Source organism: Streptomyces sp. Q2, assembly GCF_056820935.1.
On the sequence record NZ_JBXEJE010000034.1, the window covers coordinates 40,042 to 64,147 of the forward strand.

Below are 24,106 nucleotides of genomic sequence, written 5' to 3' on the forward strand. Positions count from 1 at the left end.
ATGGCGCTACCGGCCCGCCAGGACCGGTAGCGCCGGGGATTGTCAGGCGGCGTGGGTGGGGTAATCGGTGTAGCCGGCCTCGCCGCCGCCGTAGAACGTGGCGGGGTCGGGGGTGTTGAGGGGTGCGTCGGCGCGTACGCGCTCGGCCAAGTCGGGGTTGGCGAGTGCCATCACGCCGACGGTGACGACGTCGGCCAGGCCGTCTTCGATGTCCTTGGCGCGGGTAGCGATGTCCGTGCCGGCCCGGTTGAGGACCAGCGCGGCCGGCCACAACTTGCGCAGGGTGTGCAGGAGTTCGTCGTCGCCACCGTGACCGATGTGCAGGTAGGCCAGGTTGAGCGGCACGAGGGCGCGCACGAGTGCCGGGTACAGCTCGTGCGTGTCGCTCTCAGCGATGTCGTTGAACGGGTTGCCGGGAGAGATCCGGAAGCCGGTGCGGCCGGCGCCGATCTCCTCGGCCACAGCGGTGGCGACCTCGACGGCGAAGCGGATGCGGTTGTCGATGGAGCCGCCGTACTGGTCGGTGCGCTGGTTGGTGTTGTCGGCGAGGAACTGGTGCACGAGGTAGCCGTTGGCACCGTGGATCTCGACGCCGTCGGCGCCGGCCGCGATGGCGGCTGCGGCGGCTCGCCGGAAGTCGTCGACCGTCGCGGCGACCTCCTCGGTGGACAACTCGCGCGGCACCGGCATCTCCTGGAGCCCCGAGGCGGTGAACATGGTGCCCGCCGGCTGGACCGGCGAGGGAGCGACCGGCTGCCGGCGGTGAGGGGTGTTGTCCGAGTGGGACATCCGTCCGGCGTGCATGAGCTGGATGACGATGCGTCCGTCGGCCTTGTGTACGGCGTCGGTGACCTTGCGCCAGCCGGCGATGTGATCCTCGGTGTAGATGCCCGGGGTCACCGGGTAGCCCTGGCCGTCGGCGGAGGGCTGGGTGCCCTCGGTGATGATGAGCGCGTGCGAAGCGCGCTGGGCGTAGTACTCGGCGTTCAGCTCGGTCGGCACGCCTTCCGGCGTGGACCGGTTCCGCGTCATCGGGGCCATCGCCAGCCGGTGCGGCAGGGGGATCTCGCCGACGACGATCGGGTTCCACAGGGCGTTCGACATGGATGTTCCTCGCAATAAAGGGTTGGAGAGAGCTGCGGGGTGGTGGGCTGCCGCGAGTGGCGCGTACACGGTGACCGGCCGGATGGGCCTGGTGACTTCCACCGCGGAAGGCAGACCGCGCGGAGGGGGGTCGACGGTGCGGGGGAGCTTGCCGCGCTCATGACCGCCGCCGATGGCGGGGCTGAGCCCCGGCTGTTTATTCAGGAGGGACGACGCCCGGTGCGTCGGTCTTCACCCACGCCCCAGGACGCATCGGTCGTGTGAGCGGCAGCGGCTGTGCCGTTGGCACAAAAGGGCTCCCCCACCGGAGTCGGAGCGGCGGTCAGCCGCGGTAGCGATCGGCCGGGACACTCAGCGACAGGTTCGGGACGAGTGTCTGACGCGCCTTCTCGAACGACTCCCAGTCGCTGATCTGGGGCAGTGACGGGATGGTGACGGGCTCCCCGGCGTCGAGGCCGGCGAGCGCCGCGTCGACGACGTCGTCCGCGCTCATGATCCACTCGTCGGGAAACGCTCCGAGGTCGGCGCCGGAGCCGTCCCAGAACTCCGTGCGGACAGCGCCTGGCAGCACGGCCTGCACCACGACGGGGCTGTCAGCAAGCTCCTGCTGCAGGGCCTGGGTGAACGTCAGCACATAGCTCTTGGTGCCGCTGTAGACGGCGCTGACGGGCAGGATGTTGAGAGCCAGCGCAGAGGAGACGTTCACCACGGTGCCGTGCCCGCGGGCCGTCAGACCCGGCAGGACCGCGGTGGTCAGCCTGGTCAGCGAGGTCACGTTGAGGCTGATCAGCGCCTCGGAGGCCGCGGCGTCGGAGGTCGCCAGCGGGGTGAACAGCCCTCCCCCGGCGTTGTTGATCAGTACCTCGATGCTCTCGTCGGTCCGCAGACGCTCCTCGACCACGGAGACCTGCGCCGCATCGGTGAGGTCGGCGGTGACGACGTCCACTACGCGGCCCGTGCGGCTGCGGATGTCCGACGCCAGCGTTTCCAGCCGCTCAGTGTTCCGGGCCACCAGGATCAGGTCGTGGCCCCGGTCGGCAAGCCGATGCGCGTAGGCGGTGCCCAGGCCCGCGGACGCCCCGGTGACGACGGCGGTCTTGTTCTGCGTGGTCATGGGGTGGATCTCATTTCTGGTCTGGCGGATGGCGGATCCGTAGGGGCCAATGCGTCGGCCTCGCTTTAGATTACGATAGATATCTAAAGCGATCCAGTCAACAGCCCCGACGCCGTCAGCCACCGCACGCGGTCGGAGACCGCTCGGCGTACGCGGGGCCACAGGGCCGGCGAAGCGGGTTCGGATGGCGACCCCTCGGGCACATGGCCGCCATGGACGGTTGCGCGTACGGCCCTCAGGGCGAGCGCGCCGGTGCAACGAACGACACCCCCGGCGGAGACCTGCACACCGAGCACGACGCCGACCGCCACGCGAGCCGCCTCCAGCCGGACCCGAACCCCACCCCCCAGCCACTGCGGGGCGAGCAGCGCGGGCTCAAGATGTCGAAGGCTCCGCCATTCGCTGCGCATGCGCTCCACGCGCTTTCGCATCGGCGCCTTCTCCCCACCGCACCCGGAAACGAAGGCATCGCACGGTCGGAGTCGCCGACGGTTCGGATGCGGGCCCACGGACTCCTCGCCTTGCGACAACGAGAGAGAGCCGTACGGAAACCGGGGCTCCGACTGGCGGCCCGAGACTTCGCATACGATAGATGCACCTTACTATCTATCTTGGGCAGGTGACAGATGAGTCGCGTTTCGCAAGCACAAGCGCTCGAAAACCGCAGGCGCGCGGTCGCCGCGGCCTCCCAGCTCTTCCGGGAGCGCGGCGTGAACGGCATCAGCGTCGCCGATCTGATGAAGTCCATCGGGCTGACGACGGGCGGCTTCTACAAGCAGTTCGCCTCCAAGGAGGCCCTGGTGGCGGAGGCGGCTCAAGCCGCCTTCGGGGACCTGGACGCACTCCTGGCGGAGTTCGAGACGACCTACGGCGATCGCGACGCCGCGCGCGGCGCCCTCGTCGACTTCTACCTGTCGGCCGAGCACCGTGACCAGCCCGGCACCGGTTGCCCCACCGCGGGATTCGCCGGGGACATGGCCCGCGAGCCCATCGCCGGGGAGGTGCGCGAGACGTACGCGGGCGGAGTCCAGGAATTCGCCGCGTGGCTGTCTGCCGACGCCGACGAGGGACTTCCCATGGTGGCCACTCTGGTCGGCGCGATCCTGCTTGCCCGGGCCACGGCGGGCACTGGCCTGTCGGAGAAGATCCTGGAATCGACCCACAAGGCCCTGACCGCATCACAGGGCCTTGACCTGGAATCCTGACACGGGCCATCAACTGCGCCAACGCCATGAGTGAGTGGGCATGTGCGCCCTGCGCTTCCTGGACCGCTCCCCGCCCACATCCCGTCGCCGGAACTCCATGCCCCGCTGCGACAACCGCACGCAAGTCCGCCCCCATCAAGCCCGCGGCGAGGACGAGCGGCCTCACCCCGACGGCCTGAACCCACCGGCTGACTGAGCCCACCACGAGCTCCTGGCGCAAGCGCGCTCAGCTCACACGGCGGGCCTCATGCGCAATGCGGGGCCGGGAACACTCTCGATGTCCTCCGCCTGCACGGCGTGGCCGCGTTCGCAGCGGATCTGGGCATCGACGTGCGCGCCGCATCCGCGGTGTCGCGTCAGTACGGCCGGGCCCTCCGGGTCGGCGCGGTAGCGGTCGCCCCACTGCAGGAGTCCCACGGCCGGGACCAGATCCATGCCCTTGGGCGTGATCACGTACTTCGGCCGGCTCCACGAGCCCGGTTCCTTGTCGGTGGCCACGATCCCTTCCTCCACGACATCCGGCCGCACGTTCGGCAGATGGGATCGTCCACTTCTCGCCGACGACCTCAAGCGTCCGCGCAATCGAGCGGTTCAACATGTCCCGGTCGAGACCTGGGCGCATGACGTCCTGAAGAGCTTCGGTCCACGCACTCATGAGGGCGACCCCATCCGCCCTGACGTGCGAAGTCTCCGACGCCAGCAGCACCGCCCCGCACCTACGCCGCGCCCGGGTCTTCGACGAGGGCGGTCGCGGCCTGCTCCTCGTCGCCCAAGTCACCGAACACTGGGGCACACGGCACAACGGCGAAGGCAAGGTCATCTGGGCGGAGCAGCTGATTCCAGCCCCTCTTACCGGCGTTTCCCCCGCTCTGGCATGAGGCTCTGCACCTCTTGCACGCTCCTCCACCCTCAACCTCGCCTACCTTCACATCAGCCACGGCGACGAACTCCTGCACGCCCTCCGCAAGCGCTGGCGTCCGCACCCACCTGGCGATGTGCTGTGCGAGCAACTCGCCGCTGACGCGCACCCTGTTGTCAGCCTCCGTCCCCGCCGAACGGCGCGGCACGGCCCTGGGTTTCTGGGGCGCGGCCACCGCACAGCCGTCGCCACCGGACCGCTCAGGGACGGCACGAGTCGGTAGCGTGCCGTCCGCCCTCGTGGTCAGAGTGGAGCAGTAGTCGGGTCAGCTCGTCGACGGTGTCGTCGGCGCGGGCAACATGGCAGGCGATGGCCGCCGCGGTCCGGTGCCCGTGCTCGGCCGCGCCCTGACGGTCCGCGCGCAGGACCAGGGTCCGGCCGTCGGAGGCGAGCTTGCTGTAACTACCCCTCGCGTCGCGGCCGGTGAGGTCCCCGAACAGGGCGTCAGAAATCCAGGCCGCTGCGTGGCCGCCGTGGAGGCGGGAAAATGGGCAGCACCGGCGGGGTACGCCATGCGCACTGGGCCTACCCCGCGCAGATGGCAGACGCGTCACGCATGACCGGCTGTTCGCAGGGTTCGAACGGTTCGACAACCGGGAGTGGTGAACCGGTGCGGCAACGGGCCTCCCGGGCTGGGGAGTTGGTCTCGACAACCTCGCTCCTACCAACAGGCCCATTTGTCTACGCCTGCCCACCGGCCAGCGTGAACGTTCGAGGCGTGCCGGCTCGGCCCCACCGAACTCCATCCGGTTCACCACCACGCTCTGAACTCCAGGGAACTGCATGCAGGCCGGTCAGGTCCGGCATGTCGCGCGGCCCTGGGTGGCACCGCGGGCGGCTGCCAGTTGTCAGACGGGGACGACCTCCGGCAGCTCGGAGATCTCGTTCTTCCTGACGTTGATCAATGCGATGGCCGCGACCACCGATACCACGCCGAAGATCGCTGCGATGAGAAAGCCGTGGCTCGCGCCGTGAGCCTGCACGGCGTGAAGCGCATCCAGCGCAGTGCGGTCGGTATATGCAGCGGACGGCGCCGGCTTGCCGCTCTGCGCACTGGCGAGAAGCTGCTGCAGGTGCTGCCGGGATGCGTCACCCAGCCGACTGGCCTGCGACGTGCCCTCGCTCTTCGATGCGCTGGTGAACGCGGTGGCGAGCACGGCCAGACCGATCGAGCCGCCGACCTGCTGGCCGACGTTCAGCAGTGCGGACGCGAGACCGGTGTCCGTGTTCGTGACCTTGGTGACGGCCACGACGGTCAGCGTCACGAACAGCATCGCGATGCCGGCGGCCATCAGGACCATCGCCGGCAGAACGCCCGTCCAGTACGTGCTGGCGGCGTCGACGCGAGCGAACAAGAACAGGCCGACGGTCATCACCGCTGAACCGGCGGTGATCAGGAGCTTCGGGCCGACCCGTGGCAGAACCTGGCTCACGATGCCCGAACCCACGATGATGATCGCGCTGAACGGGAGGTACGCCACACCCGACTTGAGCGAGCTGAAGCCCAACACGCCTTGGATGAAGAACGTCAGGAAGTAGAACATGCCGAACAACGCGGCGCCAACGATCAGCGTGATCAGGTAGGCGCCGGCGCGGGAGCGGTTGGCGAAGATCCGCATCGGCATGACCGCGATCGCGGAGCGGGACTCGTACAGCACGAACGCACCGAGGAGCGTTACTCCCGCGGTGAGCGAGGCCACGGTCACGCCTTGACTCCAGCTGTGGTTCGCCGCGTTGATGAAGCCGTAGACCAGGGCCACCATGCCGGTCACCGACAGCAGCGAGCCGAGGATGTCGAACGTGCCGGACAGTCGCTCGGACGTGTGGATGTAGAAGAAACCGCCGGCCATCAACGCCACCCCGATCGGCACGTTGACGTACAGCACCCATCGCCAGTCGAGGTATTCGGTCAGAACACCTCCGAGCAGCAGCCCGATGGCCGCGCCGCCGCCGGAGACGCCGGCGTAGACGGCGAACGCCCGGTTACGCTCCCGGCCTTCGGCGAACAGCGTGGTGATGAGCGACAGCGCGGTCGGAGCGGCGATCGCCGCTCCGATGCCCTGTACCACCCGGCCGGCCAGCAGCAGCTCGAAGCTGGTCGACAGGCCACCGAGCAGGCTGCCCAGCGAGAACAGCCCCAGTCCGATGATGAACATCTTCCGCCGGCCCAGGATGTCGGCGGCTCGTCCACCGAGCAGCAGCAGGCCGCCGAACGCGAGGGTGTAGGCGTTGATCGCCCAGGTCATGTCCGTTTGGCTCTTGCCGAAATAGCGCCCCATCGAGGGCAGGGCGATGTTCACGATCGTCGAATCCAGCACCACCATCAGCTGGGCGCCCGCGATGAGGAACAACAGCAGTGTCGGGTGGGTGCTGCGGCGTGCGGTTGCGGGCGGCCGCGCAATCGCGACCCCGTCTCGTGGTGTCTCGGCCATGGGTAGCTCCGTGTATGTCTCGGGGGATGAGTGCGTGCCGCGGCGCTGCGGGCGTCAGCAAGATTGGTGTCACGCGTTGGTTCGCAGTGCGCGGCTACTGCACGTGCCCATGTCGCAGGGCCGAATGAAGGGGGTGCAGGGTGCTCGCTTCTGCTTTTGAATTACGACCATACGACAATAAGCGAGAGGGCGGCCTGTACGCAAGGGTTCGCCAGCGATGGAATTATTTTCGTAATCTCATACCTGTGGCCAGGGGTGACCCGGCTGACGTCCACAGCAGCTCCGCATGCACGCCGACTTCTCGATCACCGTTGAGCACGGCCCGGAGGTGTCGCGCACCGCCGATGTCCGTCGTCCGGACGTGGTGATCTTGCGCAACGGATCTGATCCGCCCGGCAAGCTTGGCCCCGCAGCGACCGGCACCTCGCGGATCCGGGGCCGAAGGCTCGTGGGGCGCTGGGAGGGGTGAGATGGCAGCCGCATCGTTCGGTCAGTGGTTTGGGCCGCACGTCTCGGAAGGTGCGTCGGTAGGCGAGTGGTGAGACGCCGATGGCAGCGTGCAGGTGTTCGCGCGGCGTGGCGCCGCCGGCGAATCCGACCTGGCTGGCGATCTCGTCGACCGCGAGGTCAGTGGATTCCAGCAGGCCCAGGGCGCCCGAGATGCTGCGTCGGATGCGGCTGCTGGTGCGGCCCGACACCGTGCTGCGTTGGCACCGCGACATAGTCGCCCGCCGCCACGCGGCCCGTTCCCGGCCGGGGCGTGCGGGTCGGCCGCGTACCGTGCGCTCGATCCGCGTTCTCGTGCTGCGTCTGGCGCGGGAGAATCCCGGCTGGGGCTACCTGCGCATCCACGGCGAGCTGCACCTGGACGGACTTTCTGCGCTCCCAGGCCGATGCCCCGCTGGCATGTGACTTCTTCGAGACCATCACTCTGTCCGGGACGCGGCTGTACGTGTTCGCGGTGATCGGGCACGCCGGCCGGCGCATCCGCGTCCTGGGCGCGACGGCGCACCCGACCGCCTCCTGGGTGGCGCAGACCGTCAGGAATCTCGTCATGGATCTCCAGGACGCCGGCTGCCAGGACCGCTACGTGATCCGGGACCGGGACGGGAAGTTCCCCGAACTGTTCGACACGATCCTCGCCGACGCGGGAATCGAGGTCGTGCTCAGTGACATCCGGATCCCCGGCATGAACTCCATCATGGAGAGGTGGGTGCAGACCTGCCGCCGTGAACTGCTGGACCGCACCCTGATCTGGAACCAGCGGTATCTCCTCCACGCACTGCGGGAGTTCGAGCAGTTCTACAACGCGCACCGGCCGCACCAAGGCATCGCGAACGCCTGCCCGCCGCAACCGCTCCCCGAACCGATCACCGATCACCGATCCGGACGAAATCGCCCGCCTCGACATACATCGAACCGACCGACTCTGCGGCCTCCTTCACGAGTACCAGCACGCTGCGCGACCAGACCGGATGAGGTTTCCGGCAAGGGCAAGGTCTCTACTCGCAAGTTACCCCGACCATGGAGCAGGAGATTGCCCATTCGCTGCAAAGCAGGTGGCTGCGCCGTTCGTGGTCGGCGAGGGAGGACACTGGAAAGGGCCCATCTCCCACTGCTCTACCATTCGATCTTGAAAAGTGGTGGAAACCAGCAGGTCAAAGCCGCTCAGGACACGTCGACATAGTTTCGTTCATGAAGTTCATCTCGACCAAGAGCTTCATGCCGTTCGTGTACTACCGCATCGCGCTCGGCATCCTGATCGTCGTCCTGGTCACGATGGGCGTGCTCAGCCCGCACGCGGCGGAGTCGGCGGGCTGACGGCCGGTCACCCGTGACCCATCACATAGGAGTTGCGTAGCCGTTCGGTAGCGCACTGTCAGTGCTTGCGCCTAGGCTTGTGCGCATGTCCCCCGATTCCATGGCTCCTGCTTCCGTGCGGTCCGCCGCCGAGGTGAACGAGCAGATCCGCGCACTGTGGCTGCGCGCGGGCGGCACCCTCTCGACCCAGGAGCGCGCGGAGTACGAGCTGTTGGTGGTCGAGTGGGCGGCCGCGATCCGCGGCGCCGTCGTCGAGGCGGCCTGAACACCCGCGCTCCGCTGTGAGTTGGACGGCGCAGCCCGCGCCCAACACCCTCGTGCGGCTGCCCGCCCGGCCGCTACGCAGGGGCGACGCCGCCCGTGGGTGACTCGTCGGTCCCCGGCTCCGGCGGCACGTCGCTGAGCTGCTCGCGCACGTAGTTCCAGACCACCGCGATCAGCGCGGCGATCGGTACGGCGAGCAGACTTCCCACGATGCCGGACAGACTGCCGCCCAGCGTGACCGCCAGGAGGATCACCGCTGCGTGCAGGCCGAGCCCCCGACTCTGGATCATCGGCTGGAACACGTTGCCCTCGAGTTGCTGCACCACGACGATGATGGCCAGCACGATCAGCGCGTCCGTCAGACCGTTGGAGACCAGCGCGATGAGGACGGCGACGAAACCGGCGAACAGGGCGCCCACGATCGGCACGAACGCGGAGACAAAGGTCAGCACCGCCAGCGGCAGCACCAGCGGCACTCCCACGATCCACAGGCCGAGACCGATCAGAACCGCGTCGAGCAGGCCGACGGCGGCCTGAGAACGCACGAACGCGCCCAGGGTGTCCCAGCTGCGCGCGGCCACGGTCGGGATGTCGGTGGCGAGCCGGCCGGGCAGCTGACGGGCGAGCCACGGCAGGAAACGCGGCCCGTCCTTGAGGAAGAAGAACATCAAGAAGAGCGCCAGGACGGCGGTGACCACGCCGTTGACCACCGTGCTCACTCCCGTGACGACCGTGGAGACCATGTTGCCGAGGCCGTCCTGGGCGCGGGCGACCGCGGTGTCGATGGCCTTGGTGACCTGGGCGTCACCGATGTTCAACGGCGGCCCGGCGGCCCAGTCGCGCAGCTTCTGGACACCTTCGACCACGCCGTCGGTCAGCTCGCCGGACTGGGACGCCACGGGTACCGCGATCAGCGCCACCACACCGAGGGCGACCAGGAGGAACAGCACGGTCACCACCGCCGCTGCCAAGGCGGCCGGCCACCCACGACGACGCAGGAAGCGAGCCATCGGCCAGGTCAGCGTCGTCATGAGCAGGCCGACTATGAGAGGCCAGACGACGGACCACATGCGGCCCAAGGTCCAGAGGGTCACCGCGAGCATCACGAGCACCAGTAGCAGATCGACGGAGACACGAGCCGATGTGCGGAGCGCGGCGCGGGTTCTCGGGGAACTCAACGTGGCAGACATGGGGTCACTCTATTGGCGATCAAGTCACAACCGAATATCACCGTGCCCCCCTTGGCGGCGCCCGTGCCATGCCCAACACTGAGCCGATGACGCAGCGTGTGGAGCTCGCGACCGTAATGGACCGACTGGCCGTCGACGAACTGATCACCGACTACGCGACGGCGGTGGACGACGGTGACTGGGAGGCGTACCGAGGGCTGTTCACACCCGACGGGCGGGCGGACTACCGCTCGGCCGGCGGCATCGAGGGGGACGCCAAGAAGGTCGCCGCGTGGCTCGAGGAGAGCATGCGGCTGTTCGCGGTGCGGCAGCATCTGATCGTCAACCGCCGGGTCCGCTTCGACCTCCTGGAGCAGGACACCGGTGACACGGCCCAGGTGCAGGCCGACTATGTCAATCCGATGCGCCTGGCCGACGCCGACGGCGTACCGGCCGCCCCCGACTTCGTGTGCGGCGGCCGGTACGTCTTCCGGCTGCTGCGCACGTACGACGGCTGGCGGCTGAGCGAGGTACTGGTCCAGGAGAAGTGGCGCCGCCGACCCGACCCGCGTCCGGCACCTGTGATCGACTGAACCGACGTCCTCTGTCCCGGGGGCGGCCGCGGCACGCACACTGGAGACACCGACGGGGTAGGAGGTGCCGTATGAAGTCGTTCGGCCACTGGCTCGCCTCCCCGTGGCGGCGCTCGACCGTCGCCGCGGCGGCGGGCGCCCTGCCCGTACTCGCCTTTCCCGCCCCGTCGCTGTGGTGGTGCGCGTACGTCGCCCTCGTTCCCTGGATCGTGCTGGCCCGCTCGGCTCCGACCGGGAAACGGGCGGCCTACGACGGCTGGTGGGGCGGGTTCGGGTTCATGCTGGCGATGCACCACTGGCTGCTGCCGAGCCTGCACGTGTTCACGTTCGTCCTCGCGGCGCTGCTGGGCGCGTTGTGGGCCCCGTGGGCCTGGCTGGTGCGCCGCTGTCTCGCCGCCACGCCCTCCCGTGCCCGGATCGGGGCCGCCCTCCTCGTCCTGCCGTCGGGCTGGCTGGCGGTCGAACTCGTGCGTTCCTGGCAGGGGCTCGGCGGCCCGTGGGGCGTGCTGGGCGCCAGCCAGTGGCAGGTGGAACCGGCCCTGCGGCTCGCCTCGGTGGGCGGGGTGTGGCTGCTCAGCTTCCTGGTGGTGGCCGTCAACGTGGCCGTCGCCGTGCTGGTCGCGGTCCGTGAGTCCCGGGTGCCGGCCGTGGCCGGACTGGTCGCCACGGCGGCGGCCACCTCGGCGGCCTGGGCGTGGTCGCCGCGCCCCGATGTCGACGGGCGGGCCAGGATCGCGGTCGTCCAGCCGGGTGTCGTCGACGGCGCCGACAGGCGCTTCGCACGTGAGGAACAGCTCACCCGCGCACTGGCCGGCCAGGACGTCGACCTGATCGTCTGGGGTGAGAGCAGTGTCGGCCACGACCTCGGCGCCCGGCCCGACCTCGCGGCCAGGATCGCCGCGCTGTCGCGCGCCACCGACGCCGACATACTGGTCAACGTGGACGCCCGGCGCTCCGACAAGCCCGGCATCTACAAGAGTTCGGTCCTGGTCGGGCCCGGCGGCCTCACCGGCGACCGTTACGACAAGATGCGGCTCGTCCCCTTCGGCGAGTACATCCCGGCCCGCTCCCTGCTCGGCTGGGCGACCTCCGTCGGCAAGGCGGCGGGCGAGAACCGCAGGCAGGGCTCCGGGCAGGTGGTGATGGACGCCGGGAACGGGCTCACGATCGGTCCGATGGTGTGCTTCGAGACCGCCTTCCCCGACATGACCCGCCATCTCACCGAGGACGGCGCCGACGTCCTGGTCGGCCAGTCCTCCACGTCGACGTTCCAGCACAGCTGGGCCCCCGAACAGCACGCCTCACTGGCCGCGCTGCGCGCCGCGGAGACCGGCCGCCCGATGGTCCACGCGACGCTGACGGGCGTGTCGGCGGTCTACGGCCCGAGCGGGCAGCGCATCGGAGCGTGGCTCGGCACGAGCGCGAGCACGAGCGCGGTGTACGAGGTGCCGCTGGCCGACGGCGTCACGCCGTACGTCCGCTTCGGCGACTGGCCGGTGCGGGCGGCCCTGTTGATCCTCGGGCTGTGGGGCGTCACCGAGGGCGTACGGACGCTGCGGGTCAGGCGGCCTTCTCCTGAACCGCGCGTACCACCCGCTCGCACAGTTCGTGAGTCGCCAGCGCGTCCCGGGCGCTGAGCACCTTGCCCGCCCGCACGGCGTCGAGGAAGGCGAGCACGACCTGCTCGATGCCGCGCTGCCGGGCCACCGGAACCCAGTCACCGCGCCGCCGCACGGTCGGCTGGCCCTTGTGGTCGATCACCTCGGAGAGGTTGACCACCTGACGCTTGGTGTCCTGCCCGGACACCTCCAGGATCTCCTCGGCCGAGCCGCTGAGCCGGTTCATCACGCCGAGCGCGGTGAAGCCGTCCCCCGCGAGTTGCAGCACGACATGGTGCAGCAGGCCGTCCTCCACGCGGGCGCGCACGGTCACGTCGTCGACCGGGCCGGGCACGAGGAAGCGCAGGGTGTCCACGACGTGGATGAAGTCGTCGAGGATCATCGCGCGGGGCTCCTCCGGGAGTCCGATCCGGTTCTTCTGCATCAGGATCAGCTCGCGCGGGTGGTCGGCGCACTGGGCGTACCCGGGGGCGTAGCGCCGGTTGAAGCCGACGGCCAGGCTCACGTTGCGCTGTTCGGCGAGCTCCACCAGCCGTGCGGAGTCGGCGAGTTCGTACGCCAGCGGCTTGTCGACGTACGTCGGTACACCCGCCTCGAGGAGCCGCGTCACGATCTCGGGGTGCACGGCGGTCGGCGCGTGCAAGAAGGCGGCGTCGAGGTTCTGCCCGAGGAGGGAGTCCAGGTCGGTGTGGCGCCGCTCCTCGGGGAGGTGGAGGCCGTCGGCGACCCGGGCGAGGGTCGCCGGGGTGCGGGTCTGGAGGTGGAGTTCGACCCCGGGGCGGCCGCCGAGCACCGGCAGATAGGCCTTCTGCGCGATGTCACCGAGTCCGATGCAGCCGACCTTCACGGGGTCTCCTTCAGCGGTTGTTGCCTGCCGGGGTCATGCCGGAAGCATACGGCCGCCGTGGCGGCCCCCGGCCGGTGAAGGCGTGGAAAAACGCATGGTGGGGACGGGCACGGTGGGCGACGATGCGTGCATGACGACGCAGCGCACCGAACCGGCCCAGAACGCCGACGAACGCACCATGCTGGAGGGCTGGCTGGAGTACCACCGGCAGACCCTGGCGTGGAAGTGCGAGGGCCTGACCGACGCCCAGCTCAGGACCGCCTCGGCACAACCGTCCGAGCTGTCCCTGATGGGCCTGGTGCGGCACATGGCGGAGGTCGAGCGGGGCTGGTTCCGCAAGGTGCTGGTGGGCGACGATCCGGGGCCGGTCTACTGCACCGAGGAGGACCGGGACGGCGAGTTCCACCTCACCGAGGCGGACACCTGGGAGGAGGCGTACGGCACCTGGCAGGCCGAGATCGAGATCGCCCGGCGCCATGCCGCGGAGTTCGGCCTGGACGAACTCTCGCGCGGCAAGAGCCGGTTCACCGACGAGCCGTTCAACCTGCGGTGGATCTACACGCACATGATCGAGGAGTACGCCCGCCACAACGGCCACGCCGACCTGATCCGCGAACGCATCGACGGCGCGACGGGAGACTGAGACCGGCCGGCGTCAGCCGCCGCGGACACGCCCCCTCCGTACGGGGCCGGAGATCACCCGTGCGGGGCATCCCCCGCTTGTCCGCTGTCCAAAGGCCGTCCGACCCAGCAGAGTTGCGCGGGTGCATCGAACGACAACCACCGCAACGCTCCTGGTCACCGTGGCTGTCTCGGCCCTCTCCGGCTGTGTGACGGTCCAGCACCCAGCCGTGCCCGGACCGCCGGCGGCACCCTCCCAGCCGTCGGCGCCCCGGCCGGACGGACGGGCGGAGCAGCAGATCGTGCAGGCGCCGGCCCGCGAGGCCCTGGAAATGATCGGCCCGTCCCGCCGCCCGGACCCGGCACCGCCCGCGTCACACCGTGCCGCCCCCGCTGCCCCGCCGCGGGCCGAGGTACCGCCTCCGCGTTACCGCCCGGCGCATCCGAAGCCCCACCACCCCGAGGTCGGACACCGCGCGAAGCCGCGCGTCGAGATCCCCGACATGGCCAGGTCTGTCCCCAAGGACGCCAAGGACGTCTGCGCGCTCGGCAGGCAGTACGGCGGCTGGGAGGCGGGCAGCCCGGAGTCGATGATCTGCGACCAGACGTACGGGCGGTGAGCCAGGAGGCGGACGTACGGGCGGTCCCCGCTCACCCGCGGGAGGCGTCCCCTTCGCCGAGCCGCAGCTCCAGCCGGTTGATCGCGCCGCGCACCCCGTCGCCGTAACCGTCGTCGCCCAGCGCGCCGGACGCTTCCCGCGCCCGGCGCAGATGGGTGCGGGCGGCCTCCGTACGGCCGAGCTTCACATAGTCGGCGGCCAGGTTCAGATGCAGGGACGGGTACAGGGCCCGCACGGCGAGCGCTCCCTCGTGCTCGTGGAGCCGGTCCTCGGTCAGCTCCTCCGCGGCCGTCAGCGCTCTCAGGTCCCAGGCGAGTTCGTCGAAGGGGTCGTCCTGGGTGTCGGCCATGTAGTGGGCCAGCGTGCAGCGGTGCAGGGGGTCGCCGCCCTCACCGATCTCCGCCCACAGGCCGAGGAACCGCTGCCGGGCCTCCTCACGGTCGCCGGCGTGATGCAGCATCACGACCTGCCCGATCCGCGTCATCACGGCATTCACGGCCGCCTGCCCCTGTCGCTCCGCCACCGCGTCCTCCGCACCCTCGCCGGCTGTCCCTGCCGACGCTAGCCGCCGCCACCGACAATCCGGGTCAGGCGGCACCGGGCCGGTTCGGCGGGGAACCGGCCCGACGGCGGTCAGCCCAGGTTCGGGATGGTCCAGTCGACGGGCTGGTGGCCCTGGCGGGCGACGGCCTCGTTGATCTGCGTGAACGGGCGGGAGCCGAAGAACTTCTTGGCCGACAGCGGGGAGGGATGGGCGCCCTTGACCACCGCGTGCCGGGTCTCGTCGATCAGAGGGAGTTTCTTCTGCGCGTAGTTGCCCCACAGCACGAAGACCGCCGGGTCGGGCCGGTCGGCCACCGCGCGGATCACCGCGTCGGTGAACCTCTCCCAGCCCCGGCCCTTGTGCGAGTTGGCCTCGCCGCCCCGGACCGTGAGCACCGCGTTGAGCAGCAGGACGCCCTGCTGGGCCCACGGCATCAGATAGCCGTTGTCCGGGACCTCGAGCCCGAGCTCCTCCTTCATCTCCTTGTAGATGTTGCGCAGCGAAGGCGGCGTCTTCACGCCGGGACGGACCGAGAAGCACAGGCCGTGGCCCTGGCCCTCGCCGTGATACGGGTCCTGACCTAGGACGAGGACCTTGACCTGCTCGAACGGCGTGGCGTCCAGCGCGGCGAAGACCTCCTCGCGCGGAGGGTGGACGGGACCCCTCGCTCGCTCCTCCTCGACGAACTCCGTCAGCTCCTTGAAGTAGGGCTGCTGCAGTTCGTCCCCCAGGACCCCGCGCCAGGACTCGGGCAGCATGGCGATGTCGGTCACGTCAACTTCCTTACGGTGTGTGGTCACTTCGGTGCGACCACCCCGGTGTACGGTCCGCGGTCGCCTCCAGGCCACAGAACCTACAGGCGACCACTGACAGCGGGCCCCGCGGACCGCGGCGACGGTCCCCTACCAGCTGGTCTTCCAGGACAGTTCCCACATGACCATCATGGTCGCCGGGTCGATGACCTTCTCCAGACCGGAGATCTCCTCGTTCGCGACCACGTACTGCTTGCCCTGCCACAGGGGCAGCAGGCGCGCGTCGTCCACGAGGATCCGCTGGGCCGCCTCGATCTGCTTGGCGACGGCGCCGCGGTCGCTCTCGGCGCGCGACTCCGGGAGCAGCTTGCCGGTGATCTCGGGTTCCTCGTACGGGGTACCGAGCGCGTTCTGCTTGCCCACGAAGGGCGCGATGAAGTTGTCGGCGTCGTTGAAGTCAGGGAACCAGCCGCGCCCGAACACCGGGTACTCGCCCTTCTGGTATCCCTCCACGTAGCTCTTCCAGGGACGGCTCTTGAGGGTCACCTTGAACAGGTCGGAGGCCTCGAGCTGCCGCTTCAGCTCCTCGAAGGCGGGCTTGGTCGTCGAGCCGTAACGGTCGCTCGTGTACCAGAGCGTCAGCGGGACGCGCTCGGTGATGCCCGCGTCCGTGAGGATCTGCTCGGCCTTGGGGACGCTGGGGGAGCCGTAGTCGTCGAAGAAGCCCGTGGTGTGGCCCACCAGACCTCTGGGGACCATGGAGTACAGCGGCTCGACGGTGTCCTTGTAGACGTTGTGGGCGAGCGCCGGGCGGTCGATGATCTGGGCGACCGCCTTGCGGACCGCGGGCTTCGCGGCCCACGGGTCGCTGGGGTTGAAGACCAGGTAACTGATCTCGCTGGTGGGGTTCGCGATGAGCTGGAGCTTCTCCGCCTTCTGGTTGGCGTCGAGGTCCACGGTGTCCGAGGCGCCGAGACCGCGGTAGATGACCGCGATCTGCTTGTCCTTGAGAGCCTTGACCATCTCGTCCGACTGCTGGAAGTAGCGGATGGTGACGGCGCTGTTCTTGCGGTCCGCTATGCCCTTGTAGTTGTCGTTGCGGACGAGCTCGGCCTCCTTGCCCTCCTCGAAGGAAGCCAGGCTGTAGGGCCCGGAGCCGCTGATCTTTCCGTCCTTGCGGAGCGCGTCCGCGGGGTACTCCTCGGGATCCACGATCGACATGGCGGGCGTGGTCAGCACCAGGGGGAAGGTGGCGTCGGGCTGGCTGAGATGGAAGACGACCTCACGGTCACCCTTCACCTGCACCCGGGAGAGGGTTCCCAGCAGACCCGCGGGACCGCCGTTGACGTTGATCTTCTTGATCCGGTCGAACGAGTGCTTGACGGCCTGGGCGTCCAGCGCGTGCCCGTCGGAGAACTTCAGGTCCTTGCGCAGCGTGCAGCTGTACACGGTGCTCGTGTCGTCCGTGAAGGCACAGCTCTCGGCCGCGTCGGGCTCGGGCTCGGCTCCACCGGGGCTGTAGTTCAGGAGGGTTTGGTACACATTGCGGAACAGCTCCCAGGAGTTGTCCCAGGACGCCGCGGGGTCCAGCGTGGCCGGAGCACTGGTGGTTCCCACGACGAGCGCCGTCTCGTCTCCGGAGGCGTCCGAGGTGAACACACCACATCCGGCCAGCATGGATATGGAGGCCAGGGCCGCGAACGGCGGCAGGTATCGGTTCCGGATGAACACGCGCTTGCTCCTCGAAATGCCGTACCAAGGGTCGGCAGACCATACCGCAGCGCTCCGCCCGCTGAACCTCCCCGGGAATCGCTCTCTTGATCGATTCGGTGATGACCGCGAATGACGACGTTGTCATCGCTCTGTGCACCTGTGCGGCTCCTGTACGTCGGCACGGGCGCCCCTTCCGGTCAAGGAGCGCCCGTGCCGAACCACAGGAAGGTCAGCCCACGCCGGCGTTCAGGAAGATGCCGCCGTCGACGACGAGCGTCTGGCCGGTGATCCAGTCGGACTGCTCCGAAGTGAGGAAGGCCGTGGCGCCGCCGATGTCGGAGGGCACCCCGAGCCGGGCCAGCGGGTACCCCGCGGCGGCCTCCTCCTCCCGGCCCTCGTACAGGGCCTTCGCGAACTGGGTCTTCACGACGGCCGGGGCGATCGCGTTGACCCGCACCTTGGGCGCGTACTCGTGCGCCAGCTGGAGGGTCAGGTTGATCATGGCGGCCTTGCTGATGCCGTAGGCGCCGATGAAGGGCGAGGCGGAGACGCCCGCGACGGAGGCGATGTTGACGATCGCGCCGCCGTTGTCCTTCTGCCAGGCGTGCCAGGTCTTCTGCGCGAAGCCGAGCGCCGAGACCACGTTGGTCTCGAACACCTTGCGCGCCACGTCCAGGTCGAGGTCGGCGATCGGCCCGAACACCGGGTTCGTACCTGCGTTGTTCACCAGGAAGTCGACGCGGCCGAAGGCCTCCATCGTGCGCTCGACGGCGACGGCCTGGTGGGCCACGTCGTGCGCCTTGCCCGCGACGCCGATCACCCGGTCGGAGCCGAGCTGCTCGACGGCCTCCTTGAGGGCCTCCTCGTTGCGCCCGGTGATGCAGACGCGGTCGCCGCGCGCGATGAGGGCCTCGGCGATGCCGTAACCGATGCCCCGGCTGGCGCCGGTGACCAGGGCGACCTTGCCCGAGAGTTCCACAGTCGTCATGTCCCTGTTCCTCAGCCCTAGTTGAGCGGTCCGCCGGCCACGTACAGCACCTGGCCGGAGACGAACCCGGCGGCGTCGCCCGTGAAGAAGGCGATCGCGTTGGCGATGTCGTCCGGGTTGCCCACGCGCTGGACCGGGATCTGGGTGGCGGCCGCGGCCTTGAACTCCTCGAAGCCCATGCCGACCCGCTCGGCGGTGGCGGCGGTCATGTCGGTGGCGATGAAGCCGGGCGCCACGGCGTTGGCGGTGACGCCGAACTTGCCGAGCTCGAAAGCGAGCGTCTTGGTGAAGCCCTGCAGACCGGCCTTGGCGGCGGAGTAGTTGACCTGGCCGCGGTTGCCGAGCGCCGAGGACGAGGAGAGGTTGACGACGCGGCCGAACTTGGCGTCCACCATGTACTTCTGCACGGCTCGCGTCATCAGGAACGAGCCCCGCAGGTGCACGTTCATGACGGTGTCCCAGTCGGAGACGCTCATCTTGAACAGCAGGTTGTCGCGGAGCACGCCCGCGTTGTTGACGAGGATCGTCGGGGCGCCGAGCTCCGCGACGACGCGCGCGACGGCCGCGTCGACCTGGGCCTCGTCGGAGACGTCCGCGCCGACCGCGATCGCCTTGCCGCCCGCCGCGGTGATCTTCTCCACGGTGTCCTTGCAGGCTGCCTCGTCGAGGTCGATCACGGCGACCGCGCGACCCTCGGCGGCCAGGCGTACGGCGGTGGCGGCGCCGATGCCGCGCGCTCCGCCGGTGACCACGGCGACCCGCTGCTCAGTGGTGGACATTGCTGGTTCTCCTCGCCCTTGAGAAGGACGCCCATCTGGTGAGCGACCGCTTAGTACCTTCAGCAGACGTGACGCTAGAAGCCCTGGCACCCGGTGTCAACGTCACACGAGCCCGGTGTGATCCATTACCTGTGCGGCCGACCCCGGGCAGGCCGCGCCCCTGTCATCGTGCCGCACCGGCGCCCGTCGGCGGCACCCGATCGGCCCAGCGCTGCGCGCCCCTGCGCCAGATGGCCCATAGCGTCGGAACGCGGGCCACTCGTGGCCGGAAAGGAGGCGCTCGATGCGCCGTCGTACCGGTGCCGTCGGCACGCTGATCGCGATCACCGCGATAGTGCCGTTGGCCGACATCGCTCACGCCCAGGATCTGGACTGTCGCGACTTCACCTACCAGGAGGAGGCGCAGGCCGTGTTCGACTCGGACCCCACCGATCCGAACCGGCTCGATGAGGACCAGAGCCCGGACGACGGCATCGCCTGCGAGGCGCTGCCCCGGCGCGGCGCCCCCGTCATCTCCTCGACCGCCCTCCCCGTCGCTCCCGCCACTCCCGCAACCACTCCGGCGACTGTCAGCCCCTCGACTCCCGCCGCCGTCACCCCGACGCAGGGCGTGCGCGGCGGGCTGGGCGGGGCGTCGGCCTCCGGACCGAGCGGCTGGACCATCGGAGGCGGCCTGGCCTTGGTCACCGGTGGCGTCCTCGCGGCCGGCTATGTGCTGAGGCGACGCCGGGCCTGACGGCCGCCGGGCGGCGCCTCCGTCACCGCACCAGCAGGCCGAGGAGCCGGTCGGTCTCCGCGGCCGGGTCGGTGGTCAGTCCGGTGTGCACGGGCCCCGGCTGGACGACCGTCGAACGGGGCGCGATCAGCCAGCGAAAACGCCGCCCGGCGTCGTCATGAGCGGCCTGACCTGCCGCTTCGCCGCCCGCGCAGACCCCCTCGACGGCACGCAGGGCGGCCCTGACGCCGGCCACGTCCGCGTCCGGATCCAAGGCGAGGAGCCTCGCCTCGTCGAGGTGGGTACGCGCACCGACGTACGACTTGGCACGGCAGTAGACCAGCACGCCGGCGTTGATGCACTCGCCGCGCTCGATGCGGGGTACGACGCGCAGCAGCGCGTACTCGAAGACGTCCCGCTCGTTGCGCTCGCTCCCCCGGATGATGTGGCGCTCGGTCACTTGCTTCCCTCGATGCCGTTGATGCGGTCGTGGACGACGGCGGCGCGCGCGGCCAGCGGACGCGCGTAGGCCCGACGGAGTTCGTCCCGTGTGTCGAAACCGGGCTCGTCCGACAGCCACACGTCCGGGATCTTGGCGGTGACCTCGGCCAGGAGCTCCTCGGTGACCAGCGGTGCGAGCGCGGCGGCGGCCGCGGCGACGTCCGGCGCGAAGGACGTGAGCACGTGCTCGGAGGCGTCGTACGGGCGGGCCGCCGAGGTCTCGGCGCCGGGCCAGTTGTGGTGCCAGATCATGGTCGCGCCGTGGTCGATGAGCCACAACTCACCCTGCCACATCAGCAGGTTGGGGTTGCGCCAGGAGCGGTCGACGTTGTTCACCAGCGCGTCGAACCAGACGATCCGCCCGGCCTCCTCGGGACTCACGCTGAAGGCGAGCGGGTCGAAGCCGAGGGCGCCGGAGAGGAAGTCCATGCCGAGGTTGGTGCCGCCGCTGGATTTGAGCAGTTCCTGAACCTGGGGGTCGGGTTCGCCGAGCCCCAGCACCGGGTCGAGACCGATCGTCACAAGGCGCGGCACCCGGAAGCCGAGCCGCCGCGCGAGTTCCCCGCACACCACCTCGGCGACCAGCGTCTTGCGGCCCTGCCCGGCGCCGGTGAACTTCATGACGTACGTTCCGCGGTCGTCGGCCTCGACGAGTCCCGGCAGCGAGCCGCCCTCACGCAAGGGCGTGACGTAGCGGGTCGCGGTGACCTCTCTTAGCATTTTCCCAGGCCACCTGTCTCTTCAACCTTGCAATCCACGACTTGCCCCGGAGGGGCGCAGGGCATGAAGTGAGCATAGTAACCAAGGGTGATCGCCGGTGAGGAGTGCCCGAGTCACCGCGCCAAGGTCACAACGGGCTCCCCTTCTGAGGGCCTGTCCGGCGGATCACGTCGGAGACCGGATGATCCGCCGGACAGTTTTTCAGGAGCCGTCCGCGCGGACCGCGTAGACGTAGCGTTTGCCGGTGTATTCGCTGGCGTTCCAGATCACGGACTCGCTGTACGACCAGCCGGACGCCCCGCTGCTGTGGTAGCTGAGGTCCTCGCAGCCGACGGTCAGGTCGCAGACGGTGCTCGCGGTGGAGCCGCCGGAGTTGAAGGTACGCAGAGCGCCCTTGCCCGAAGGGCCGTTGCTCACCGAGAGGTAGTGCTTGCTGTTGCGGGAGACGACGCCCTGGATCTTCTGCTGGTTGACGGTGACGGCTTCCGTCGCGGTGAGGGAGGCCGGCTGCCGGTCGGTGTAGTCGAGGTTCCAGCGGACCACCTTGGGTGTGGTGCTGCCCGGGCCCGTGCCGTTGAAGTTGCCGTCCGCGTAGTCGACGGTGCCGGAGAGCGAGTACTCGCTGACCACCAGGCTGTCGGGGCTGCTGGCGCGGTCGAGCCCGATCGCCGTGTAGCGCAGGTACGTTCCTGCGTTGTCGTAGGCGTGGCTCTGCGGCAGGACGTACTGGTAGCCGTAGCCGTAGTACTGCCCGTCGGTGTGCAGTCCGCACACGTCCTTCTCCGCGGTGGCGACCTGGAAGAGGCTGCGCAGGTCGAACACCCGGAGCCCCTTGTAGGTGTCGACGACGTAGAGCAGGTCGCCGTACCACATGATGCCGCCGGCGTGTTTGCGGATGGGATTGAAGGAGTACGCACCCGTGCTGGTCTTGACGGGTTCGACCAGCAGCACATGCCGGTACGTCGGTGCGGACGGGCTGCTGTAGTCGACGAAGGTCACTCGCAGGCCCTTGTCGAGCGGGTACTCGTCGACGCCGTCGGTGTCGGGATCGGTCTCGAAGTACCAGGAGACGAGGACGACCTTGTTGCTTCCCCCCTCCGGGTAGAGCCCGTTGCCGTAGGCGTCGGCGCTGGTGGTGACGCCCTGGGGTATCCAGTAGTCCACCGACTGGTCGTCGGTGTCCCAGGCGAAGCCGGTCTGGAAGGCCGTAGCGGTACTGGGCGCGCTGGTGAGGGCTTTGGCGCTGCGGTTGGTGTCGGCTATGACGGTGGTCGCGCCGACCTTGGTGAGGCTGTTCGCCAGGCCGGCCGCCAGATCGGCGAACTGGCCATAGCTGTTGGAGGGCCGACTGGTGAAGCTGTACTGGCCGGCGTCGATAGTGGCCGCGTGGGCGGTGGCGGGGGCGAGTGCGCTGCCGGCCACACCGATGAACGGTGCGGTGGCCATGCCCTTGATGATCGCTCTGCGCGTCATGGTCATGACGGGCAAAAGTAGAGGCATTCGAACACGCGGCACAACTACAGGTGTTCGATCGTGCGCTATGCAACAGTCGCTCGGCCTCGGCACCGTGGTGCCGGGAGTCAGCCGGCGACGGAGACGGCCCGGACGATGGCGACGGCCCGGACGGCGGTGCGCCTGCCCCGACAGGAAACCGACAGGGCCGGACAGCGAACCGATAGCTCCGCTTTACCCACGGCTCGACGAGAGCGGGTCAAGATTCCGACATCGTCTGAACAGGCGATCTACGCCGACCGTACCTGTCGGCAGATCACGCAACCTTCCGAAGGGAAGCGCACCATGACCAGCGCATCGTTCAAGTCCACCTCGGGGCCGGGCCGTCGTACCGTCGTGGCGGCGGCCGGAGCGGCTGGGCTCGCCGTCGTGCTGACCGCGTGCGGCGGCTCGGACGACGACTCGTCGAACTCGTCCGCCCCCGCCGACTCGTCCGGCAGCAGCAGCCCCACCGGGGACGGTTCGGCCGGCGGCAACGCCGGGGGCGGCACGGCGCTCGCGTCGACCGCCGACATCCCCGAGGGCGGCGGGAAGGTCTTCGCCGACCAGAAGGTGGTGGTGGTGCAGCCGACGGCGGGCGAGTTCAAGGCGTTCTCGGCCACCTGCACCCACCAGGGCTGCGCGGTGAAGAGCGTCGCCGACGGCGTCATCAACTGCCCCTGTCACAACAGCAACTTCTCGATCACCGACGGCAGCGTGAAGAGCGGTCCGGCGAAGAAGCCGCTGCCCGAGATGCAGATAACGGTGAGCGGCGACTCGATCACCCTCGCGTGACCGTCAGCGCCGGACCGTACGGCGCTGACGGCTGACGCAGGCCAGCACCTCGTCCGTGGTCGCGACCGTGGCGACCAAGGCGAGGGTGTTGCGGATCATCGCGGGGGTGTAGTCGGAGGGCACCCCCGCGATGGCGTCCGTCGGCACGAGGGCGGTGTAGCCGCGGTTCACGGCGTCGAACACGGCGTTGGGGATCGCCACGTTGGCCGAGACCCCGGTGACGATCAGCGTCCGGCAGCCCAGGTTGCGCAGCAACGCGTCGACCTCGGTGCCCTGGATCGGCGACAGCCCGTGCAGCCGTCGTACGACGAGGTCCTCCTCGGCGACCTCGATCGGCGCGGCCAGGCGCACCGCGGTGGTGCCGGACAGCTGCTGGACGGGCAGCCGTTCGGCGGCGCGGAACAGGCGGGCGTTGCGGTTGGCGCCCCGCCCGTCGGGGCGGCGCTCGGCGATCGCGTGGATCACCTGGACGCCGCCCTGGTGCGCGGCCGCGACGAGCCGGGCGACGTTGGCGAGGGCCCCCGACGAGCGTGCCTCCTCGGCGAGTTCGGGCAGGGCGCTGTCGGGTCCGACGACGCCCTGCTGGCACTCGACGGTGAGCAAGGCGGTGGTCGCGGGGTCGAGAAGCTCACTGAGCTGTTCGTACGACGGCACGGCTTCCCCTGGTCGCCGAAGGGGTGGAGGCGCGGTGAGACTAGCCATCATTGCGTTAGGACGGAAGACGACCCATCCTTTTTCTGACGTGATGTCAGAGGATCTCCTCTGACACGACGTGAGAGA

At 69.4% G+C, this 24,106-nt stretch carries 26 protein-coding genes and 3 pseudogenes; 13 read left to right on the forward strand and 16 right to left on the reverse strand.

The window, feature by feature from the left end; translation table 11 throughout:
• Window positions 1–42: 42 nt before the first annotated feature.
• Complete coding sequence (locus ACWBNA_RS33140; protein ID WP_482708198.1) at window positions 43–1,104, reverse strand: alkene reductase; 1,062 nt, start codon at window positions 1,102–1,104, stop codon at window positions 43–45.
• A gap of 322 nt (window positions 1,105–1,426) precedes the next feature.
• Window positions 1,427–2,218 carry an SDR family NAD(P)-dependent oxidoreductase gene (locus ACWBNA_RS33145; RefSeq protein WP_482708199.1) on the reverse strand — a complete coding sequence of 264 codons (792 nt, stop codon included), beginning with the start codon at window positions 2,216–2,218 and terminating at the stop codon, window positions 1,427–1,429.
• A 626-nt stretch (window positions 2,219–2,844) separates the two neighbouring features.
• On the opposite strand from ACWBNA_RS33145, the gene ACWBNA_RS33150 reads away from it, so the two are divergent.
• Window positions 2,845–3,423 carry a TetR/AcrR family transcriptional regulator gene (locus tag ACWBNA_RS33150; RefSeq protein WP_482708200.1) on the forward strand — a complete coding sequence of 193 codons (579 nt, stop codon included), beginning with the start codon at window positions 2,845–2,847 and terminating at the stop codon, window positions 3,421–3,423.
• 40 nt (window positions 3,424–3,463) lie between these two features.
• Complete coding sequence (locus ACWBNA_RS33155; protein ID WP_482708201.1) at window positions 3,464–3,619, forward strand: CGNR zinc finger domain-containing protein; 156 nt, start codon at window positions 3,464–3,466, stop codon at window positions 3,617–3,619.
• Window positions 3,620–3,654: 35 nt separating this feature from the next.
• Here ACWBNA_RS33155 and ACWBNA_RS33160 read toward each other — a convergent pair whose 3' ends face one another.
• On the reverse strand, window positions 3,655–3,921 hold the full coding sequence (locus ACWBNA_RS33160; RefSeq protein WP_482708202.1) for a hypothetical protein: 267 nt from the start codon (window positions 3,919–3,921) through the stop codon (window positions 3,655–3,657).
• 170 nt (window positions 3,922–4,091) lie between these two features.
• Here ACWBNA_RS33160 and ACWBNA_RS33165 point away from each other — a divergent pair.
• Window positions 4,092–4,301, forward strand: a pseudogene (locus tag ACWBNA_RS33165) (ATP-binding protein); the annotation flags it as partial.
• An 889-nt stretch (window positions 4,302–5,190) separates the two neighbouring features.
• On the opposite strand, the gene ACWBNA_RS33170 reads toward ACWBNA_RS33165, so the two are convergent.
• The gene (locus ACWBNA_RS33170; protein WP_482708203.1) at window positions 5,191–6,774 is read right to left on the reverse strand and encodes an MFS transporter; all 1,584 of its coding nucleotides are present in this window, start codon (window positions 6,772–6,774) and stop codon (window positions 5,191–5,193) included.
• A gap of 286 nt (window positions 6,775–7,060) precedes the next feature.
• Between ACWBNA_RS33170 and ACWBNA_RS33175 the strand changes: the two genes are divergently transcribed.
• On the forward strand, window positions 7,061–7,243 hold the full coding sequence (locus tag ACWBNA_RS33175; RefSeq protein WP_482708266.1) for a hypothetical protein: 183 nt from the start codon (window positions 7,061–7,063) through the stop codon (window positions 7,241–7,243).
• A gap of 43 nt (window positions 7,244–7,286) precedes the next feature.
• On the opposite strand, the pseudogene ACWBNA_RS33180 reads toward ACWBNA_RS33175, so the two are convergent.
• Window positions 7,287–7,427, reverse strand: a pseudogene (locus tag ACWBNA_RS33180) (helix-turn-helix domain-containing protein); the annotation flags it as partial.
• Between the two features lie 548 nt (window positions 7,428–7,975).
• Between ACWBNA_RS33180 and ACWBNA_RS33185 the strand changes: the two are divergent.
• From ACWBNA_RS33185 to ACWBNA_RS33195, 3 genes and pseudogenes are all read left to right on the forward strand, one after another.
• Window positions 7,976–8,461, forward strand: coding sequence for an integrase core domain-containing protein (locus tag ACWBNA_RS33185; protein WP_482708264.1), 486 nt, complete (start codon window positions 7,976–7,978; stop codon window positions 8,459–8,461).
• Window positions 8,458–8,595: pseudogene (locus ACWBNA_RS33190) on the forward strand (undecaprenyl-diphosphatase); the annotation flags it as partial. The gene ACWBNA_RS33185 and the pseudogene ACWBNA_RS33190, both read left to right, overlap by 4 nt.
• A gap of 85 nt (window positions 8,596–8,680) precedes the next feature.
• Window positions 8,681–8,860 carry a hypothetical protein gene (locus ACWBNA_RS33195; protein ID WP_482708204.1) on the forward strand — a complete coding sequence of 60 codons (180 nt, stop codon included), beginning with the start codon at window positions 8,681–8,683 and terminating at the stop codon, window positions 8,858–8,860.
• Window positions 8,861–8,933: 73 nt separating this feature from the next.
• On the opposite strand, the gene ACWBNA_RS33200 is transcribed toward ACWBNA_RS33195, so the two are convergent.
• Window positions 8,934–10,049 carry an AI-2E family transporter gene (locus ACWBNA_RS33200; protein ID WP_482708205.1) on the reverse strand — a complete coding sequence of 372 codons (1,116 nt, stop codon included), beginning with the start codon at window positions 10,047–10,049 and terminating at the stop codon, window positions 8,934–8,936.
• Between the two features lie 86 nt (window positions 10,050–10,135).
• On the opposite strand from ACWBNA_RS33200, the gene ACWBNA_RS33205 reads away from it, so the two are divergent.
• Window positions 10,136–10,621: a nuclear transport factor 2 family protein gene (locus ACWBNA_RS33205; RefSeq protein WP_482708206.1), complete on the forward strand. Its 486-nt coding sequence runs from the start codon at window positions 10,136–10,138 to the stop codon at window positions 10,619–10,621.
• A gap of 71 nt (window positions 10,622–10,692) precedes the next feature.
• On the forward strand, window positions 10,693–12,258 hold the full coding sequence (gene lnt, locus ACWBNA_RS33210; protein ID WP_482708207.1) for an apolipoprotein N-acyltransferase: 1,566 nt from the start codon (window positions 10,693–10,695) through the stop codon (window positions 12,256–12,258).
• Here lnt and ACWBNA_RS33215 read toward each other — a convergent pair.
• Entirely contained in the window at window positions 12,182–13,087 is a 906-nt protein-coding gene (locus ACWBNA_RS33215) for a Gfo/Idh/MocA family protein (protein ID WP_482708208.1), read from the reverse strand. The genes lnt and ACWBNA_RS33215 overlap by 77 nt on opposite strands.
• Window positions 13,088–13,217: 130 nt before the next feature.
• Here ACWBNA_RS33215 and ACWBNA_RS33220 point away from each other — a divergent pair, with 130 nt between their 5' ends.
• Window positions 13,218–13,730, forward strand: a complete 513-nt coding sequence (locus ACWBNA_RS33220; protein WP_482708209.1) for a DinB family protein — start codon at window positions 13,218–13,220, stop codon at window positions 13,728–13,730.
• Window positions 13,731–13,851: 121 nt separating this feature from the next.
• On the forward strand, window positions 13,852–14,328 hold the full coding sequence (locus ACWBNA_RS33225; RefSeq protein WP_482708210.1) for a hypothetical protein: 477 nt from the start codon (window positions 13,852–13,854) through the stop codon (window positions 14,326–14,328).
• A gap of 31 nt (window positions 14,329–14,359) precedes the next feature.
• On the opposite strand, the gene ACWBNA_RS33230 is transcribed toward ACWBNA_RS33225, so the two are convergent.
• The 5 genes from ACWBNA_RS33230 to fabG all read right to left on the reverse strand — a co-directional run bounded on the left by ACWBNA_RS33230 (window position 14,360) and on the right by fabG (window position 19,104).
• Window positions 14,360–14,851 carry a hypothetical protein gene (locus ACWBNA_RS33230; RefSeq protein ID WP_482708211.1) on the reverse strand — a complete coding sequence of 164 codons (492 nt, stop codon included), beginning with the start codon at window positions 14,849–14,851 and terminating at the stop codon, window positions 14,360–14,362.
• Between the two features lie 110 nt (window positions 14,852–14,961).
• Window positions 14,962–15,645: a uracil-DNA glycosylase gene (gene ung, locus ACWBNA_RS33235; RefSeq protein WP_482708212.1), complete on the reverse strand. Its 684-nt coding sequence runs from the start codon at window positions 15,643–15,645 to the stop codon at window positions 14,962–14,964.
• A gap of 129 nt (window positions 15,646–15,774) precedes the next feature.
• Window positions 15,775–17,355, reverse strand: coding sequence for an ABC transporter substrate-binding protein (locus ACWBNA_RS33240; RefSeq protein ID WP_482708213.1), 1,581 nt, complete (start codon window positions 17,353–17,355; stop codon window positions 15,775–15,777).
• A gap of 211 nt (window positions 17,356–17,566) precedes the next feature.
• Complete coding sequence (locus tag ACWBNA_RS33245; protein WP_482708214.1) at window positions 17,567–18,325, reverse strand: SDR family oxidoreductase; 759 nt, start codon at window positions 18,323–18,325, stop codon at window positions 17,567–17,569.
• 17 nt (window positions 18,326–18,342) lie between these two features.
• Complete coding sequence (fabG, locus tag ACWBNA_RS33250) at window positions 18,343–19,104, reverse strand: 3-oxoacyl-ACP reductase FabG (protein ID WP_482708215.1); 762 nt, start codon at window positions 19,102–19,104, stop codon at window positions 18,343–18,345.
• 283 nt (window positions 19,105–19,387) lie between these two features.
• Between fabG and ACWBNA_RS33255 the strand changes: the two genes are divergently transcribed.
• Complete coding sequence (locus ACWBNA_RS33255; protein WP_482708216.1) at window positions 19,388–19,840, forward strand: excalibur calcium-binding protein; 453 nt, start codon at window positions 19,388–19,390, stop codon at window positions 19,838–19,840.
• 22 nt (window positions 19,841–19,862) lie between these two features.
• On the opposite strand, the gene ACWBNA_RS33260 is transcribed toward ACWBNA_RS33255, so the two are convergent.
• The 3 genes from ACWBNA_RS33260 to ACWBNA_RS33270 form a co-directional block, all read right to left on the reverse strand.
• Window positions 19,863–20,279, reverse strand: a complete 417-nt coding sequence (locus tag ACWBNA_RS33260; RefSeq protein ID WP_482708217.1) for a DUF3037 domain-containing protein — start codon at window positions 20,277–20,279, stop codon at window positions 19,863–19,865.
• Window positions 20,276–21,040, reverse strand: coding sequence for a HipA family kinase (locus ACWBNA_RS33265; RefSeq protein ID WP_482708218.1), 765 nt, complete (start codon window positions 21,038–21,040; stop codon window positions 20,276–20,278). The genes ACWBNA_RS33260 and ACWBNA_RS33265 overlap by 4 nt, the downstream gene beginning before the upstream one ends.
• 201 nt (window positions 21,041–21,241) lie before the next feature.
• Window positions 21,242–22,519, reverse strand: a complete 1,278-nt coding sequence (locus tag ACWBNA_RS33270; protein ID WP_482708219.1) for a hypothetical protein — start codon at window positions 22,517–22,519, stop codon at window positions 21,242–21,244.
• Between the two features lie 318 nt (window positions 22,520–22,837).
• On the opposite strand from ACWBNA_RS33270, the gene ACWBNA_RS33275 reads away from it, so the two are divergent.
• On the forward strand, window positions 22,838–23,326 hold the full coding sequence (locus ACWBNA_RS33275) for a Rieske (2Fe-2S) protein (protein WP_482708220.1): 489 nt from the start codon (window positions 22,838–22,840) through the stop codon (window positions 23,324–23,326).
• Window positions 23,327–23,329: 3 nt separating this feature from the next.
• On the opposite strand, the gene ACWBNA_RS33280 is transcribed toward ACWBNA_RS33275, so the two are convergent.
• On the reverse strand, window positions 23,330–23,980 hold the full coding sequence (locus ACWBNA_RS33280) for a cysteine hydrolase family protein (protein ID WP_482708221.1): 651 nt from the start codon (window positions 23,978–23,980) through the stop codon (window positions 23,330–23,332).
• Window positions 23,981–24,106 lie beyond the last annotated feature (126 nt).